Origin of the sequence: Pseudomonas sp. 31-12 (genome assembly GCF_003151075.1) — a bacterium.
Classification (GTDB): Bacteria; Pseudomonadota; Gammaproteobacteria; order Pseudomonadales; family Pseudomonadaceae; genus Aquipseudomonas.
Genome location: NZ_CP029482.1, coordinates 4,894,884 through 4,910,404, shown reverse-complemented (window position 1 = coordinate 4,910,404; position 15,521 = coordinate 4,894,884). Strand labels below are relative to the sequence as shown.

Annotated in this window: 18 protein-coding genes; 9 read left to right on the top strand and 9 right to left on the bottom strand. The window is 59.9% G+C overall.

Translation table 11 applies throughout. From position 1 onward, the window contains the following. The 3 genes from DJ564_RS23130 to cysB all read left to right on the top strand — a co-directional run bounded on the left by DJ564_RS23130 (window position 1) and on the right by cysB (window position 2,594). Window positions 1–906, top strand: coding sequence for a 5'-nucleotidase (locus DJ564_RS23130; RefSeq protein WP_109633637.1), 906 nt, complete (start codon window positions 1–3; stop codon window positions 904–906). 95 nt (window positions 907–1,001) lie between these two features. Beyond that, complete coding sequence (locus DJ564_RS23125) at window positions 1,002–1,505, top strand: universal stress protein (protein WP_094468374.1); 504 nt, start codon at window positions 1,002–1,004, stop codon at window positions 1,503–1,505. 114 nt (window positions 1,506–1,619) lie between these two features. Continuing rightward, a complete protein-coding gene (gene cysB, locus DJ564_RS23120) occupies window positions 1,620–2,594 on the top strand; it encodes an HTH-type transcriptional regulator CysB (protein WP_109633635.1) in 975 nt (324 codons plus the stop codon). A gap of 6 nt (window positions 2,595–2,600) precedes the next feature. Here cysB and DJ564_RS23115 read toward each other — a convergent pair whose 3' ends face one another. After that, window positions 2,601–3,083 (bottom strand): GreA/GreB family elongation factor, encoded by a 483-nt coding sequence (locus DJ564_RS23115; protein WP_109633633.1) that lies wholly within the window; start codon window positions 3,081–3,083, stop codon window positions 2,601–2,603. A 14-nt stretch (window positions 3,084–3,097) separates the two neighbouring features. Next, the gene (locus tag DJ564_RS23110) at window positions 3,098–3,508 is read right to left on the bottom strand and encodes a hypothetical protein (protein WP_109633631.1); all 411 of its coding nucleotides are present in this window, start codon (window positions 3,506–3,508) and stop codon (window positions 3,098–3,100) included. Between the two features lie 133 nt (window positions 3,509–3,641). Here DJ564_RS23110 and earP point away from each other — a divergent pair, with 133 nt between their 5' ends. Both earP and DJ564_RS23100 read left to right on the top strand, forming a co-directional pair. Then, window positions 3,642–4,784, top strand: a complete 1,143-nt coding sequence (earP, locus tag DJ564_RS23105; RefSeq protein WP_178082353.1) for an elongation factor P maturation arginine rhamnosyltransferase EarP — start codon at window positions 3,642–3,644, stop codon at window positions 4,782–4,784. Between the two features lie 48 nt (window positions 4,785–4,832). After that, window positions 4,833–5,402 (top strand): elongation factor P, encoded by a 570-nt coding sequence (locus DJ564_RS23100; protein WP_007943632.1) that lies wholly within the window; start codon window positions 4,833–4,835, stop codon window positions 5,400–5,402. Between the two features lie 135 nt (window positions 5,403–5,537). Here DJ564_RS23100 and DJ564_RS23095 read toward each other — a convergent pair whose 3' ends face one another. The 4 genes from DJ564_RS23095 to DJ564_RS23080 all read right to left on the bottom strand — a co-directional run bounded on the left by DJ564_RS23095 (window position 5,538) and on the right by DJ564_RS23080 (window position 8,843). Continuing rightward, a complete protein-coding gene (locus tag DJ564_RS23095; RefSeq protein WP_109633627.1) occupies window positions 5,538–6,554 on the bottom strand; it encodes an alpha/beta hydrolase in 1,017 nt (338 codons plus the stop codon). A 33-nt stretch (window positions 6,555–6,587) separates the two neighbouring features. Further along, the gene (locus DJ564_RS23090) at window positions 6,588–7,007 is read right to left on the bottom strand and encodes an organic hydroperoxide resistance protein (protein ID WP_047527178.1); all 420 of its coding nucleotides are present in this window, start codon (window positions 7,005–7,007) and stop codon (window positions 6,588–6,590) included. 348 nt (window positions 7,008–7,355) lie between these two features. Further along, complete coding sequence (locus DJ564_RS23085; RefSeq protein WP_109636168.1) at window positions 7,356–7,817, bottom strand: MarR family winged helix-turn-helix transcriptional regulator; 462 nt, start codon at window positions 7,815–7,817, stop codon at window positions 7,356–7,358. A 69-nt stretch (window positions 7,818–7,886) separates the two neighbouring features. Further along, entirely contained in the window at window positions 7,887–8,843 is a 957-nt protein-coding gene (locus DJ564_RS23080) for a LysR family transcriptional regulator (RefSeq protein WP_109633626.1), read from the bottom strand. Window positions 8,844–8,967: 124 nt separating this feature from the next. On the opposite strand from DJ564_RS23080, the gene DJ564_RS23075 reads away from it, so the two are divergent. Then, on the top strand, window positions 8,968–9,702 hold the full coding sequence (locus DJ564_RS23075) for a sulfite exporter TauE/SafE family protein (protein ID WP_109636166.1): 735 nt from the start codon (window positions 8,968–8,970) through the stop codon (window positions 9,700–9,702). On the opposite strand, the gene DJ564_RS23070 is transcribed toward DJ564_RS23075, so the two are convergent. Continuing rightward, on the bottom strand, window positions 9,692–10,546 hold the full coding sequence (locus tag DJ564_RS23070; RefSeq protein WP_109633625.1) for a LysR substrate-binding domain-containing protein: 855 nt from the start codon (window positions 10,544–10,546) through the stop codon (window positions 9,692–9,694). The genes DJ564_RS23075 and DJ564_RS23070 overlap by 11 nt on opposite strands. Window positions 10,547–10,642: 96 nt before the next feature. On the opposite strand from DJ564_RS23070, the gene DJ564_RS23065 reads away from it, so the two are divergent. Further along, window positions 10,643–10,858 carry a DUF1127 domain-containing protein gene (locus DJ564_RS23065; protein WP_010461302.1) on the top strand — a complete coding sequence of 72 codons (216 nt, stop codon included), beginning with the start codon at window positions 10,643–10,645 and terminating at the stop codon, window positions 10,856–10,858. Between the two features lie 64 nt (window positions 10,859–10,922). Further along, entirely contained in the window at window positions 10,923–12,152 is a 1,230-nt protein-coding gene (locus tag DJ564_RS23060; RefSeq protein WP_109633623.1) for a winged helix-turn-helix domain-containing protein, read from the top strand. Window positions 12,153–12,218: 66 nt separating this feature from the next. Here DJ564_RS23060 and DJ564_RS23055 read toward each other — a convergent pair whose 3' ends face one another. Beyond that, the gene (locus DJ564_RS23055; protein WP_109633622.1) at window positions 12,219–13,565 is read right to left on the bottom strand and encodes a class II 3-deoxy-7-phosphoheptulonate synthase; all 1,347 of its coding nucleotides are present in this window, start codon (window positions 13,563–13,565) and stop codon (window positions 12,219–12,221) included. 149 nt (window positions 13,566–13,714) lie between these two features. Between DJ564_RS23055 and DJ564_RS23050 the strand changes: the two genes are divergently transcribed. Next, window positions 13,715–14,470 carry a spermidine synthase gene (locus tag DJ564_RS23050; RefSeq protein ID WP_109633620.1) on the top strand — a complete coding sequence of 252 codons (756 nt, stop codon included), beginning with the start codon at window positions 13,715–13,717 and terminating at the stop codon, window positions 14,468–14,470. Between the two features lie 138 nt (window positions 14,471–14,608). On the opposite strand, the gene DJ564_RS23045 is transcribed toward DJ564_RS23050, so the two are convergent. Beyond that, the gene (locus tag DJ564_RS23045; protein ID WP_109633618.1) at window positions 14,609–15,400 is read right to left on the bottom strand and encodes a crotonase/enoyl-CoA hydratase family protein; all 792 of its coding nucleotides are present in this window, start codon (window positions 15,398–15,400) and stop codon (window positions 14,609–14,611) included. Window positions 15,401–15,521 lie beyond the last annotated feature (121 nt).

The window sequence follows — 15,521 nt, the reverse complement described above, 5'->3', positions numbered from 1 at the left end:
ATGGCAAAGACGATTGACGACAAACTGGTGCTGGCGATTTCGTCGCGAGCGCTGTTCGACCTGAGCGAAAGTCACAAGGTCTATCTGTCGAGCGGCGTCGAGGCCTACCGGCAATATCAGATTGAACACGAAGACGAAATCCTCGAGCCCGGGGATGCGTTTCCGTTGGTGCAAAAACTCCTGAACCTTAATGCCAGTCTTGGACGCGCCCGGGTCGAGGTGATCCTGGTGTCGCGCAACAGCGCGGACACCGGCCTGCGCGTATTCAACTCGATTGATCACTATGGCCTGGCGATTTCCCGCGCGGCGTTTGTCGGCGGTCGCAGTCCCTATCCGTACCTCAAGGCCTTTGGCTGCGACCTGTTTCTCTCCACCCACGCCGAAGACGTGCGCAGCGCGCTGGATGCCGGGTTCGCTGCAGCGACCATTCTGTCGGGCGGTGCCAGCCGTGCGGCCAGCGATGAATTGCGCATCGCCTTCGACGGTGATGCGGTGCTGTTTTCCGACGAGTCCGAGCGGATCTATCAGTCCGGCGGCCTGGAAGCGTTTCAGGCCAGCGAGCGCGAATCGGCTCGCGAGCCTTTGCGCGGTGGGCCGTTCAAAGGTTTTCTCGCCGCCCTCAATCTGTTGCAGCGCGAGTTTCCTGATGACGCCTGTCCGATCCGCACCGCCCTGGTGACGGCACGGTCGGCGCCGGCCCATGAACGGGTGATCCGCACGTTGCGCGAATGGGACATTCGTCTGGACGAGTCGCTGTTTCTGGGTGGCCTGACCAAGTCGGCATTCCTCGAAGCGTTTGCCGCCGACGTGTTTTTCGACGATCAGGCCGGTCATTGCGAGCTGGCCCGCGAGGTGGTCGCCACCGGCCACGTGCCCCACGGCATAAGCAACGAGCAAAAGGTTTAAGCCCGCGGTTCAACGCGTTACGCGGGCCGTCGTACTCGCCAAGGCACTGCTAAGCTGAATCAAATCTCCGCCATGTTGGCACGCGAGGAGGTCATATGATTCATTCGATGCTGTATGCCACTGACCTCGGTCTGTATGCACCGTTGGTGATGCAGCATGCCTTGGCGCTGGCGCGGACATTCAATGCCGACTTGTATGTGGTACACGCCGTTGAGCCCATGGGGTTGTTTGCCGAATCAGTGCTGCAGAGTTACCTCGATGAGCAGGCCTTGAACGAGTTTCACAGTCAGGGCCTGAGCACGGTGATCGCCAATATTGAGCAGCGGGTGCTCGACAGCTTTCGTGAAGAGTTGGGGGATGAAGGGGAGCAGGATCTGGAGCGGATCAAAGCGGTGCGAGTGCTGCAGGGTGACCCATCGCAGGTGATTCTCGACCAGGCGCAGAAACTCTCCGTGGATTTGTTGATCGTAGGTAGTCATAGCCATGGTGCTGGCGCGGAAACGCCTCTGGGCAGGACCGCTGCGCGGGTGTTGCAACTGTCTCGGGTGCCGGTTTATCTGGTGCCACTCGTTGAACGTCGTCGCCAAGGGGATCGCTAGAAAGCGAATAGTGGCAATTTGACAAAAAAGTTCTAGATTTATTCTTCAAGCCATTAATATAGTTATATACCGTCGCTGATGCCCGTGGCGTCTACCTTGCTTTGAGGGATTCATATGAAGCTTCAACAACTGCGCTACATCTGGGAAGTGGCGCACCACGACCTCAACGTTTCCGCTACAGCCCAAAGCCTTTACACCTCGCAACCGGGCATCAGCAAGCAGATCCGTCTGCTGGAAGACGAATTGGGCGTCGAGGTTTTTGCCCGCAGCGGCAAGCACCTGACCCGCGTCACTCCGGCCGGCGAGCGCATCATCACCACCGCCGGCGAGATCCTGCGCAAGGTTGAAAGCATCAAGCAGATCGCCCAGGAATTCTCCAACGAGAAGAAAGGCACCCTGTCGATCGCCACCACGCACACTCAGGCACGTTATGCGTTGCCACCAGTGATCAGCAATTTCATCAAGCAATACCCGGACGTTGCCCTGCACATGCATCAGGGTTCGCCGATGCAAATCGCCGAAATGGCCGCAGACGGCACCGTGGATTTCGCCATCGCCACCGAAGCGCTGGAACTGTTCGGTGACCTGGTGATGATGCCGTGCTACCGCTGGAACCGTTGCGTGGTCGTGCCTCAGGGCCACCCGCTGACCAAGCTGTCGAAGCTGTCCCTGGAAGCCCTGGCCGAATACCCGATCGTGACGTACGTGTTCGGTTTTACCGGTCGTTCAAAACTCGACGAAGCCTTCAGCCATCGCGGCCTGACACCGAAAGTGGTGTTCACCGCCGCCGACGCCGACGTGATCAAGACTTACGTTCGCCTGGGCCTGGGCGTGGGCATCGTGGCGAAAATGGCCGTCGACGCCAAACTCGACAGCGACCTCGTGATGCTCGACGCCAGCGACTTGTTCGAATCCAGCATCACTAAAATCGGTTTCCGTCGCGGCACTTTCCTGCGTGGTTTCATGTGCGATTTCATCGAGAAGTTCGCGCCGCACCTGACCCGAGAAGTCATGGCCAAGGCCATTCAGTGCCACAACAAACAGGAACTGGAAGAGCTGTTCGACGGCGTCGAACTGCCGGTCCACTAACCCTGTTTAGATCACCTCGGTGACAGCAAACTGTTGCCGAGCGCCCGCCACCAGAATCTCCACTTCGTCCCCTTCGAACTTGCCCAGCAGGCTTTTGCCCAGCGGCGAGCGAGGGGTGATGACAGTGATCATTTGCCCGACCATATCGACTTTCAGGCCCGCCGCGTCAGGGGCCAGGAACAGCCATTGCTCACGCCCCTTTTCGTCTTCCAGGCCGAGCAGGGCGCCGACTTCGATCCCGCGTTGTTCGTCATAAGGACGCAAGGTCAGGTTCTGGCACAACGTCAGTGACTGCCTGATTTCTTCCACGCGTTTGGCCTGTCCGGCAGCCAGATAAGACGCCTCCAGGCCTAGGGTGTCGTACTTGTTTTCGGCGATGTTTTCTTCGTGGGTCGCGGTTTCGTAAGCGGTTTGCGCGGCACGCTCGGCGATGTCGAGATCGACCCGAAGCTTGTCGATAATCAGTCGGTGGACGGCTGGCTTGTGCATAGAGAGCTTCATGGTCAGTCGCAGAATTGCAGAACGTTGGCGCGGCTTTTTTCGCTCGGCGCGGTCTTGTCCTGTTGCAGCCACAACTGGCATTTCGGATTGGACAGATTGCGGCCGCTGCTGCGGGCCTGATCCATGCGTTGCTGCTGCTCGTTCTTGCGCAGGTTCTCTTCATACTGTTCGAACAGTGGGCTCTGCGGCGGGATGTCCGGCACCGGTTGCACTACCACCGGCGGCTTGGCCAGTTGCTCTACCGCGGCGGCGACTGGCGCGAGTTGCTCGCTGAACAGCAGGCGCGAGGCGAGCCAGCAAGTCAGCGCGATTGCGAGGAATCCAAGCCACAGACCGAGGGCAATGCTGCCGGTCAATTGCAGCGCATTGAGCTGAATCGGCAACGGACGGCGCGGGTTGGGACGGTAGGGCATGGCTGCCTCCTGGCGGGTGGTCGCGGGCGAGTGGCGATTGTCGCACGAAGATTAATCGCCGTCGGCTCTTCTGCGCGAGGTAATTTATGCGGACAATCGGCGCCTTTGCCAACGGGAGCCTGGAATGCCTGAAATGCCTCAAGTGAAAACCCGCTGGGATATTTTTTGCACCGTGGTCGACAACTTTGGCGACATCGGTGTGACCTGGCGCCTGGCCCGACAACTGGTGGCCGAGCATGCCGTGGAGGTGCGCTTGTGGGTCGATGACCTGCGGGCCTTCGAACGCATCTGTCCGGAAATCGACATCAGCGCCACGCAGCAATGGCAGCAGGGTGTGGAGGTGTGTCAGTGGCCCACCGAATGGCAACCCGCTGAAGCGGCTGATGTGGTGATCGCCGCGTTCGCCTGCCAGTTGCCGAGCGCCTACATGGACGCCATGGCCTCGCGGGAAAAGCCGCCGCTGTGGATGAACCTCGACTACCTGAGCGCCGAAGACTGGGTGATCGGCTGTCACGGTTTGCCATCGGTGAAGTACAAGAGCGTGCAGAAGTACTTCTTCTTTCCGGGGTTCCAGAAAGGCACGGGTGGCTTGCTGCGCGAAAACGGATTGCTTGAACGTCGCCAGCAGTTTCAGCAAAACCCCGAAGCCCAGCGCGAATTCCTGCAAGGCCTGGGGATCGATCGCGCACCGAACGCTCAACTGATCTCACTGTTTGCCTACGAAAACAGCGGATTGGCCAGTTGGCTGGACGTGCTGGCCGCCGATTCGATTCCCACGCATCTGCTGGTGCCCGAAAGCCGGATTCTCGGGGATGTCGAATGCTGGCTGGGTGTCGATCAACTGGCGGCAGGCGCGGTGCACGTGCGCGGTGAATTGACCGTGCAAGTCCTGCCGTTCGTCCGACAGGATCAATACGATCATTTGCTGTGGTGCTGCGATTTCAACGCCGTGCGCGGCGAAGATTCCTTTGTTCGCGCGCAATGGGCAGGGCGGCCGCTGCTCTGGCACATCTATCAGCAGGACGAAGATATCCATCTGGACAAGCTCGACGCCTTCCTGGCTCTGTACACCCAAGGCCTGTCCGGGCCCGCCAGCGAGGCGATCAGCGGTCTTTGGCGTGCGTGGAATGCGGGTCATGATATGTCCGACCATTGGTTAGCGACCTGCAAACACTGGCCGGAGCTGCAAAAACACGCCGAGACGTGGTGTCTGGAACAAGCCTTGCAGGCTGATCTTGCCGCAGCGCTGGTACAGTTTTATGTAAATTGGATATGATACGCGGCCTAGATTTTTGTAAATCCCATCCAAATTCGGATATTCGCAATGAAAACTGGTAAAGAACTGAAACCCGGTACCGTGATCCGTCTCGAAAACGATCCTTGGCTGGTTCAGAAAGCTGAATTCACCAAATCCGGTCGTAACAGCGCGATCATGAAGACCAAGCTGAAAAACCTGCTGACCGGTTACAAGACCGAGATCGTTTACAGCGCCGACGACAAACTGGACGACGTAATCCTCGACCGCAAAGAAGCGACCCTGTCCTTCATCAGCGGCGACACCTACACGTTCATGGACACCACCGACTACACCATGTACGAGCTGAACGCTGAAGACATCGAAGCCGTTCTGCCTTTCGTTGAAGAAGGCATGACCGATGTTTGCGAAGCGATCTTCTTCGAAGAGCGTCTGGTTTCCGTAGAACTGCCGACCACCATCGTGCGTCAGGTTGACTACACCGAAGGTTCCGCTCGCGGTGACACTTCCGGCAAGGTGATGAAGCCTGCCAAACTGAAGAACGGTACCGAGCTGTCGGTTGCTGACTTCATCGAAATCGGCGATATGATCGAGATCGATACCCGCGAAGGCGGTTCCTACAAAGGCCGTGCTAAATAAGCACCGCTTGAGGAATGAAAAAGCCCGACCATTGAGTCGGGCTTTTTTGTGGGCGCAGTTTCAGGCTCAACCATGAACACTGTGGGAGCGAGCAAGTCGAATCGTCGCACCGCCGCTCCCGCATTTTGACCTGTGTTATTTCTTCAGGTGTTGTTTCAGTTCTTCCGACGCCTGCTGCATCGCCGAGCGTACTGCTGGAACCTGGCTCACCACATTCAACAAACCGTAGTCGTGAATCATGCCGTTGTAGCGAACCGCTGTGACCGGCACGCCAGCCTCGTCCAGTTTGCGCGCATAAGCTTCACCTTCATCGCGCAACACGTCGGCACCGGCTGTCTGCACCAGGGCAGGTGGCAAGCCCTTCAGTTGCGCGGTGGTTGCCCGCAGCGGTGAGGCGTAGATCTCGTTACGCTGCTTGGCGTCGGCGGTGTAATTGTCCCAGAACCACTTCATCATGTTTTTGGTGAGGAAGTGCCCCTCGGCAAACTGGTTGTAGGACGCGGTTTCGAAGTTGGCGTCCGTCACCGGCCACAGCAGCACCTGGAACTTGATCGCCGGGGTGCCCTTGTCTTTGGCCATCAACGCAACCACGGCCGCCATGTTGCCACCGACGCTGTTGCCGGCCACGGCCAGGCGCTTGCCGTCGACGTTGATCTCTTTACCGTGCTCGGCCACCCATTTCGTCGCGGCATAAGCCTGGTTGATCGCCACCGGGTAATGCGCTTCCGGCGACGGGGTGTAATTGACGAACACCGCCACCGCACCCGAACCCGTCACCAGGTCGCGAACCAGGCGTTCGTGGGTCGGAAAGTCCCCCAGCACCCAGCCACCGCCGTGGAAGAACATGAACACTGGCAGCTCGCCTTTGACCCCGGCCGGCCGGACGATGGTCAGGCTGAGCGGTTGGCCATCGACTTGAATGGTCTTCTCGCTGACATCGGCTTTTGGCAGTGTCAGTTTCACCGAGGCTTGCGCACCCACCAGCACCGCGCGGGCTTCTTTGGGGGTGAGTTGTTCCATTGGTTTGCCGGTGCCGGCATTCAGGACATCGAGGAACGCCTGGGTGTTGTGTTCAACCCCATCGCCTGCAAACACGTTGCTGATGGACAAAGCGAGAAGGGTGCCGGTCAAGACTTTGCTGAAAGTGTTCATGTTCGTTTCCTGTTTGGGCCTGGTAGCCAGCAGTTAGACGGTCACGTGCAGGCGCACATCGACGTTGCCACGGGTCGCGTTCGAGTACGGGCAGACCTGGTGTGCTGCGTCGACCAGACTTTGCGCGTCGGCTTGTTCAAGACCCGGCAGGCTGATGTGCAGATCGATGTCCAGACCGAAGCCGCCAGGGATCTGGCCGATGCCGACATGGGCGGTGATCGATGCGTCGTTCGGGATGCTGCGTTTAGTCTGGCTGGCGACGAACTTCAGCGCGCCGATGAAGCAAGCGGAGTAGCCGGCAGCGAACAGTTGCTCAGGGTTGGTCGCAGCGCCACCGGCACCACCGAGTTCTTTGGGGGTAGCGAGTTTGACGTCGAGGATGTTGTCACTGGAAACCGCACGACCGTCACGGCCGCCAGTGGAGGTTGCGATTGCGGTGTAGAGAGTTTGCATGGTGTAAGCCTCGTTCGGGTTTGATTGGTTTGCGCTAAATGTTTGCGCGCTAAGTAAGTGCGAAGTGAATGTATCGCGCCAATATTTAGTGCGCAAGATAAATTTTTGAAAAAGTTTTGGATTGGAGAGGGCAGCGGATTGGATGTGTCGAGTTAGAGCGGTCGCGGCAGGATTTTTCAGCGGAGAATTTTTTTGAAAGAGGACGCGAGATCGACAGGGACACCACAAAACAAATGTGGGAGCGGGCTTGCTCGCGAAAGCGATGCATCAGGCAACATTTTTGTCGACTGGCAACACCGCTTTCGCGATCAAGCCCGCTCCCACAGGGGATCTGGGGTGGTTTGAAGGTTAGAGGCTGTCTTGCAGATTGCTGCGCAGTTCTTGCAACTCCGCTTGAAGTTTCTGCAGTCTCTCAAGTGTCATTCCGCTAGCACCAAGGATGCATTGGGGAATGCCGCGCGCCTTCTCCCGCAACGCGCGCCCTTGTTCGGTCAGCTCGACAATCACCACCCGTTCATCTTCACGGCTGCGGGTGCGACTGAGCAAACCCTCGACCTCCAGGCGTTTGAGCAAAGGCGTCAGTGAGCCGGGGTCTGTCAGCAGTCGCGTGCTGATTTCGCCTACGGTCAACCCGTCCCGCTCCCACAACACCATCATCGCCAGATACTGCGGATAGGTCAGGCCCAGCGCTTGCAGCAGCGGCTTGTACACCTTGGTCATCAGCAGCGAGGTGGAATGCAGGGCGAAGCAAGCCTGATTGTCCAGCAGCAGCTGGTCGCAGTTATCCGGGGTGTTGCGTTCGGTGGTCATTTCAAAGCCTTGATCAGTAATCGTCATGAATCTAGCGGACGAATCTTTAATGCACCAGACAATTCTGGACTAGTGCCGGTCCAGGGTGTTTTGTAGCGCCAGGTCCCACGGCGGAATCGGGCTGAAGCGGGTTTTCAGATATTCCAGCAACAAGCGACTGCGGGAATTGGGTTGCTGCTCAAGACGCAACGCATAGATGCCGGTGGATTCGGGAGGTGGCAGGCCGTTTTCACAAAACAGCGGCAGCAATTCGCCGCGCAACAGGTACTCGCTGGCCAGCCAGGTCGGCAAGTGCGCGATGCCCAACCCGGCCAATGCACCACACACCAGCGCCTCGGCATTGTTGGCGCTCATGCGGATGCGCGCCGGGCGATGCAAGTGCATGTGCCCATCGCGTTCGAAGCGCCAGGCGAAGGGCGGGGCCAGACCGTCCCAGTCGAGACCGTCATGCTCGATCAACTGCGCCGGCTCGGTCGGGACGCCGCGACGTTTGAGGTACTCGGGACTGGCGCAGGCAATGCGTACCATACTCGCCAGCGGCGTGGCCACCAGCCTCGTGTCGGCCATTTGCCCGGCGCGCAGCACCAGGTCAACCTTGCCCAGGTTCAGCCCTTGCATGTCGACAAAACTGTCGATCAAGTGCAACTGCACGTCCAGGCCGGGGTAGAGCATCAAGAAGTCGGCAATCACCGGTGCCAGGTGCCGACGGCCGAACGCCGCGGGCGCATCGATGCGGATCAAGCCTTCCGGTGCACTGCTCAGGGACACGGCTTCAGCCCGAGCCAGGCGCAATTCCGCAACGATGCGCCGCGCACGTTCGGCAAACGCCAAGCCGGCAGGCGTCGCGCGCACCGCGTGGGTGCTGCGAATGAACAGCTGGCTGCCGACTGCATTTTCCAGGCTGTCGATGCGCCGCGCCACGGCCGAAGGCGTCAACGGATGGCGGCGGGACGCAGCGGAAAAGCTCCCGGTTTCCAGCACATCGAGGAACAGGCCGAGCTGTTCAGTCAATTGATTGGGGTTCATGGTGTATCTGCGCTTATGCGAAGTTGGCACAGCCATTGTGCGTTGCTGTGCGTTTCCCCGCCAGCGCCGACTGCGTAGGATGAATGCCCTGACAAAAGGAAATTCGCTTGTGATTGAGTTCGTGATGTATCTGGTCTTCGGCGCAGCCTTAGGAACCCTTGGCGGGCTATTCGGCATTGGCGGTGGCTTGATCGCGATTCCGTTGCTGGGCGTGCTGTTCGGTCTCGATCAGCAAATAGCCCAAGGCACGGCGTTGGTCATGGTTGTGCCCAACGTGATGCTGGCGCTGTGGCGTTATCACCAGCGCAATCGCATCGAAATGCGTCACGCGTTGCCATTGGCGGCAATGGGGTTTTGCTTCGCGTGGATCGGGTCGATCTGGGCGGTAGGCATCGACGCGCAAACCATGCGCGTGGGCTTTGTCGCGTTCTTGATTGTCCTGTCGGCCTATAACCTGGTGCGCATGTTCACCGCCAACGCGCCGGCCTCTGCACAAATGCGTTATTCCTGGCCATGGCTGGGTGTGCTCGGTGCGGCGTCCGGCACCATGGGCGGGTTGTTTGGAGTCGGTGGGGCAGTGGTGGCGACGCCGGTATTGACCAGCGTGTTCGGCACCACCCAGGTGGTGGCCCAAGGCTTGTCGCTGGCTCTGGCGCTGCCCAGCACCGGCGTCACACTGGTGACGTACGCGATGCATCATCAAGTGGACTGGATGATCGGTTTGCCGTTGGCCGTCGGCGGATTGATGAGCATCAGTTGGGGCGTGAAGATCGCCCACGCCATGCCGGAGCGGCTATTGCGCGGGCTGTTCTGCGGCTTCCTGGTGCTGTGCGCGGTGATGCTCGCGTTTAAAGTTTGAAGCCTTCGACGATGTGCTCGGCCAGGCACTCGGTGATCGGTGACGGATTGTGCAGGTTGCGCACCAGCATGATGCAGGCTTCCGGCAACAGCGGCAGGTCTTCGGCTTCTCCCAGGATGCGCATGTCCGGCGTGATCAGGCTTTCCAGTTGCGCGGTCACTGCAAGGCCCGCACTGACCACGGCCATCAACGCCGACAGGCTGGAACTGTTGTAGGCAATGCGGTAATCGCGGCCCATCGCGTCCAGCGCATTGCATGCCCATAGCCTGCAGAAACAATCACTGTTGAACATCGCCAGGGGCAGCGGCGTCTGCTCGTGGGCGCTGAAGCATTGTGCTTCGGCCCAGACGAAACGTTCCTTGCGCAGCAATTGGCCGATTTCAGTACCGGGCTCGCGGGTGACGATGGACAAGTCCAGGTCCTGGCGTTGCAACAATTGCTTGGTTGATTCGCAGTGAACTTCGATCTGGATCAGCGGGTAAAACTGGGCGAAGCGCGACAGGATCCCCGGCAGGAAGCGCATGACGTAATCGTCGGGCGTGCCGATGCGCACGGTGCCGACCATGTGCGGCTCACGCAACGTATTGAAGACTTCGCTGTGAAGTTTGAGGATGCGCCGCGCGTAACCCAGCAAGACCTGGCCTTCGGCGGTCAGCTTGACCTGGCGTCCATCCCGCTCGAACAACTGGCGCTGCAATACGTCTTCTTCCAGACGCTTCATCTGCATGCTCACCGCTGACTGCGTGCGGTTGACCATTTCACCGGCGCGGGTAAATCCGCCCTGGTCGGCGATGGCGACAAAGGTGCGCAGCACGTCAGTATCGATACTAGGGTACGCCGACATCCATCAATCTCCGAGATGGTTACCATCAGAAACATTCGTTGGATTGATCTTAGCGCTGAGGCGAGACTTGAGCCATCCCTAAAGGAGGGCAGCAAGATGAAAGGTCATAACGAGCATGTAACGGAAGAAAAATTCTCAATCCACGCGGTATCCGATCTGTTGCACAAGTTTAGTCGCTGGTACGAACTTCACCGTGAACGTGAACTGCTGGCAAGCTTGAGCGACGAAGCACTGAAGGACATCGGCGTGAGTCGTGCAGATGTGGAACATGAATCGGTCCGGCCGTTCTGGGATGATCCGATGCATAAATGATGATGCCATCGCTACACAAACCCCTCTTTGGTGAGGTAGGTTGCGAGCAGACACGGAGGTATTCATGCCCGCAACGCTGTCCTTTTCCAACAAACAGGCTCGACGTCTGGCGCTGGCCGCCCAAGGGTTCAACGGGCGGCAACCGCCAGCGGCGATCAAACCGGTTCAGCTCAACCGGCTGATCGAACGCCTGGGCATCCTGCAGATCGATTCGGTCAATGCGTTGGTGCGTTCGCACTACCTTCCCTTGTTTTCCCGCCTCGGAAACTACTCTCCCGATTTGCTTGATCAGGCCGCCTGGAGCCAGGGCCGTCGGCGCACGTTGTTCGAATATTGGGGCCATGAAGCGTCGTTGCTGCCCTTGTCGATGTACCCCTTGATGCGTTGGCGCATGCAGCGTGCGACGCGCGGCGAAGATATCTATCAGCAACTGGCACGTTTCGGTCGCGAGCAGCAGGACACGATTCGCCGGGTGCTGGCCTCGGTGCAGCAGCTTGGCGCACTGGGGGCTGGAAGTCTGTCGACTCGTCAGGAGCGGGCCGGGCCATGGTGGGACTGGAGCGCTGAAAAACATGCGCTGGAATGGCTGTTCGCCGCCGGTGAAGTGACGGTTGCCGGGCGCCGTGGATTCGAGCGGCTTTACGATCTGCCGGAACGGGTGATTCCTTCGGCCATCCTGCAACAGCCGTTACTCAGTGAGGCCGAGGCCCAGCGCGGGCTGTTGCTGCATGCTGCGACGGCATTGGGTGTCGGCACGGAAAAGGACCTGCGCGATTATTTCCGCCTGAACCCGGCAGACAGCCGGCTGCGGCTGGCGGAACTGGTGGAGGCGGGTGAATTGCTGACCTGCGAGGTGCAGGGCTGGCGGCAACCAGCCTATTGCCTGCCCGAGCCGAAAGTGCCGCGCAAGGTCGAGTCCAGTGCGCTGTTGTCGCCGTTTGATTCGCTGATCTGGGAGCGCAGCCGGACCGAGCGGTTGTTCGATTTCCGTTATCGACTGGAGATCTACACGCCGCAGGACAAGCGGGTGTACGGCTATTACGTGCTGCCGTTTTTGCACAATGAACGGATCGCCGCGCGGGTGGATTTGCGCGCCGAGCGAGCATTGGGCCGGCTGGCTGTGCACGCTGTGCATGAGGAAGAGCCGGGGCTGGATGACGAGGGGATGCTGGCGTTGGCGGTCAATCTGCGGCAGATGGCGGACTGGCTGGGGCTTGCGCAGGTTCAGCTGAATTGCCCGCGGGCGAGTGCGGCGCGGTTGCGGGTGGCATTGGCACAACTCAGTGTTGTTTGAACTGGCGCCATCGCGAGCAGGCTCGCTCCCACAGGTTCAGCGCAATCTCTGTGGGAGCGACGCGATTCACCGCCGGACTTGCTTCAGCGTCTCGGCAATCAGAAACGCCAACTCCAACGACTGATCCGCATTCATTCGCGGGTCGCAATGGGTGTGATACCGGTCCGACAACCCGTCTTCTGTAATCGGCCGCGCGCCACCAATGCACTCGGTCACATTCTGCCCGGTCATCTCGATGTGGATACCGCCGGCGTAGCTGCCTTCCGCTTCGTGAACCTGGAAGAACTGCTTCACCTCACCGAGGATCTGCGCGAAGTCGCGGGTCTTGTAGCCGCTGCTGGCCTTGATGGTGTTGCCGTGCATCGGGTCGGAGCTCCAGAGCACTTGCTTGCCTTCACGCTGCACCGCGCGGATCAACGCCGGCAAGTGATCGCCGACCTTGTTCGCGCCCATGCGTGCGATCAGGTTCAAGCGGCCCGGGTCATTGTCCGGGTTGAGCACGTCGATCAGGCGAATCAGGTCTTCGGGGTTCATGCTCGGGCCGACCTTGACCCCGATCGGGTTGTTCACACCGCGCAGGAATTCAACGTGGGCGCCGTCGAGCTGACGGGTGCGATCGCCGATCCACAGCATGTGCGCCGAGCAATCGTAGTAATCGTTGGTCAGGCTGTCGCGGCGCACGAAGGCTTCTTCATAATTGAGCAGCAGCGCCTCGTGGGCGGTGAAGAAACTGGTTTCGCGCAATTGCGGCGAACTGTCCATGCCGCAGGCGCGCATGAATGCCAGGGTTTCATCGATGCGATCGGCCAGGTGGCTGTATTTCTCGGCCAGTGCGGAGTTGGCGATGAAATCCAGGTTCCACTTGTGTACCTGATGCAGGTCGGCGAAACCGCCCTGAGCGAACGCACGCAGCAGGTTCAGGGTGGCGGTGGACTGGTGATAGGACTGAAGCAGACGCTCCGGGTCCGGCACGCGGCTTTTTTCGTCGAAACCGATGCCGTTGACGATGTCGCCACGGTAGGCGGGCAGGGTCACGCCATCGATGGTTTCGTCGTTGGCCGAGCGCGGCTTGGCGAACTGGCCGGCCATGCGCCCGACCTTGACCACCGGGCAACCGGCGGCGAAGGTCATGACGATCGCCATTTGCAGCAGGACTTTAAAGGTGTCGCGAATTTTTGCGGCGGAGAACTCGGCAAAGCTTTCGGCGCAGTCGCCACCTTGCAACAGAAACGCACGGCCCTGGGTGACCTGGGCAAACTGACGGCGCAACTCCCGGGCCTCACCGGCAAACACCAGGGGCGGATAACTCGCCAGGGTTTGCTCGACCTGCAGCAAATGCGCCGCGTCGGGGTAGTGGGGTTGTTGCTGGATCGGCAGGGCGCGCCAGCTGTCAGGGCTCCAGGGTTGGCTCATCACGGTCTCGGTTGTTTTACGCTCGGGCGTTCATGTTATCAGCAAATTAGTGCGTGACCTGTTCCGCTTGCTTCGCGGACAATCGCGCCTTTGCCGCTTCATGTTGCGGTTTATCGCGTTGCCGGGCCTGGCGACGATCAGGAGACGAAATGACTGAGGAGCGCGTCGAGCATCTGCTCGCCGAGGTACAGGATGAATTCGGCGTGATTCGCGTGCTGGAAGTGGCCGATTACCGTTTTCTCGAGTTCGGTGATGCCATCGAGCAGAGTTGCGTGTTCACGGCGGACCCAAGCTGGCTCGAGTACGATTACACCCGCGCGATGCTGATTGGTGCGCTGTGCCACGAACAGCCGGAAAGCGCGCTTTTCCTCGGGCTCGGCGCCGGCACGCTGACCCAAGCGTGCCTCAAGTTCCTGCCGCTAGAAGATGTCGAGGCCATCGAGCTGCGCCCCGACGTACCGCGTCTGGCCATCGAATACCTTGGGCTGGATGACGACCCGCGACTGTATATCCGCGTCGGCGATGCGCTGGAGTTGCTCGATACCGCCGAGCCGGCGGACCTGATTTTCGTCGACCTTTATACCGATGTCGGTCCGGGTGTCGGGCATCTGGCCTGGAACTTCCTGGAAAACTGTCAGAAACGCTTGAATCCGGGCGGCTGGCTGGTGATCAATCAGTGGGCCACCGATGACGGTAAGCCGTTGGGCGCTGCGTTGTTGCGTGGGCTCTATCACCGGCATTACTGGGAGTTGCCGGTGAAGGAGGGCAACGTGATTTTGATCGTGCCTTCGGAGCTGGATCAGGAGCTGGATCTGGAAGGATTGACCGCCCGGGCCAAAGAGCTGGCGCCGCGGTTGGGGTATTCGTTGCAGTCGTTGATCAAGGCGATTCGACCGGCAACCTGATGCAATGAGGCCTTGTGGCGAGGGAGCTTGCTCCCGCTTGAGTGCGCAGCACTCACAAGATTTGCATTGATTGCGAAGATTTTGGGGCCGCTTCGCAGCCCAGCGGGAGCAAGCTCCCTCGCCACAAAAGCAAATCTGTCAGTAGCCCTTGAAGACCCCCGGTCGCTTCTCGACCATCGACCGCACACCTTCCCGGGCATCCTCACTCGCCAGTAACTTCTTCACCAACGGCGGCAATCCCTGCGCCGCCGCCGTTTCCCCTTCATAGCGCGCCTGCCGGGCCGACATCAGCGTCGCCTGAACCCCCAGCGGCGCCTGCCGGGCAATCCGTTCAGCCAATTCAATCGCCCTCGGCAGCAGATCCTCGCTGGCCATGACTTCCTGCACCAACCCCAGGTGCAACGCTTCATGCGCATCGAATTCATCGCCGGTCAGCAGCCAGCGCATGGCATTGCCCCAGCCGGCGACTTGGTGCAGACGCAACGTGGCGCCACCGAAGGGGAAGATCCCGCGCTGCACTTCCTTCTGGGCGAATCGGGTATTGCTGGCGCAGAGGTTGATGTCGGCGGCCAGCATCAGCTCGATGCCGATGGTCAGGCAGTAGCCTTGCGCGGCGACAATCACCGGTTTGCTCACCCGGGGCCCTGCAAACACCCCCCACGGATCGCAACCGCCGGGCGGCGCTTGCCAGCCGTCGGCCAGGGCCGCGCTGGCATTGATCAGGTCGAGTCCGGCGGTGAAATGCTCACCATGAGCGAACACCACTGCCACCCGCGCTTCGCTGTCCGCCTCGAACTCGCCATAGGCCAGGCTCAGCGCGTTGAGCAGGTCGAGGTCGAACGCGTTGCGCTTGGCCACCCGATCCAGGCCGATCAACAGGACATGGCCGTGTTTTTCACGGGTGACACGACTGGGGGCGGGCTGATTCATGGAGCATTTCCTCGGGCGGGAAGGGGAGTGTCAGACCGCGGGTCTGCGTCACATCGGTGAACCGTTTTAGCGCCATCGCCAGCGGGGCCGGGCCTTTGAAAAATAGACCGTTGCACGATTA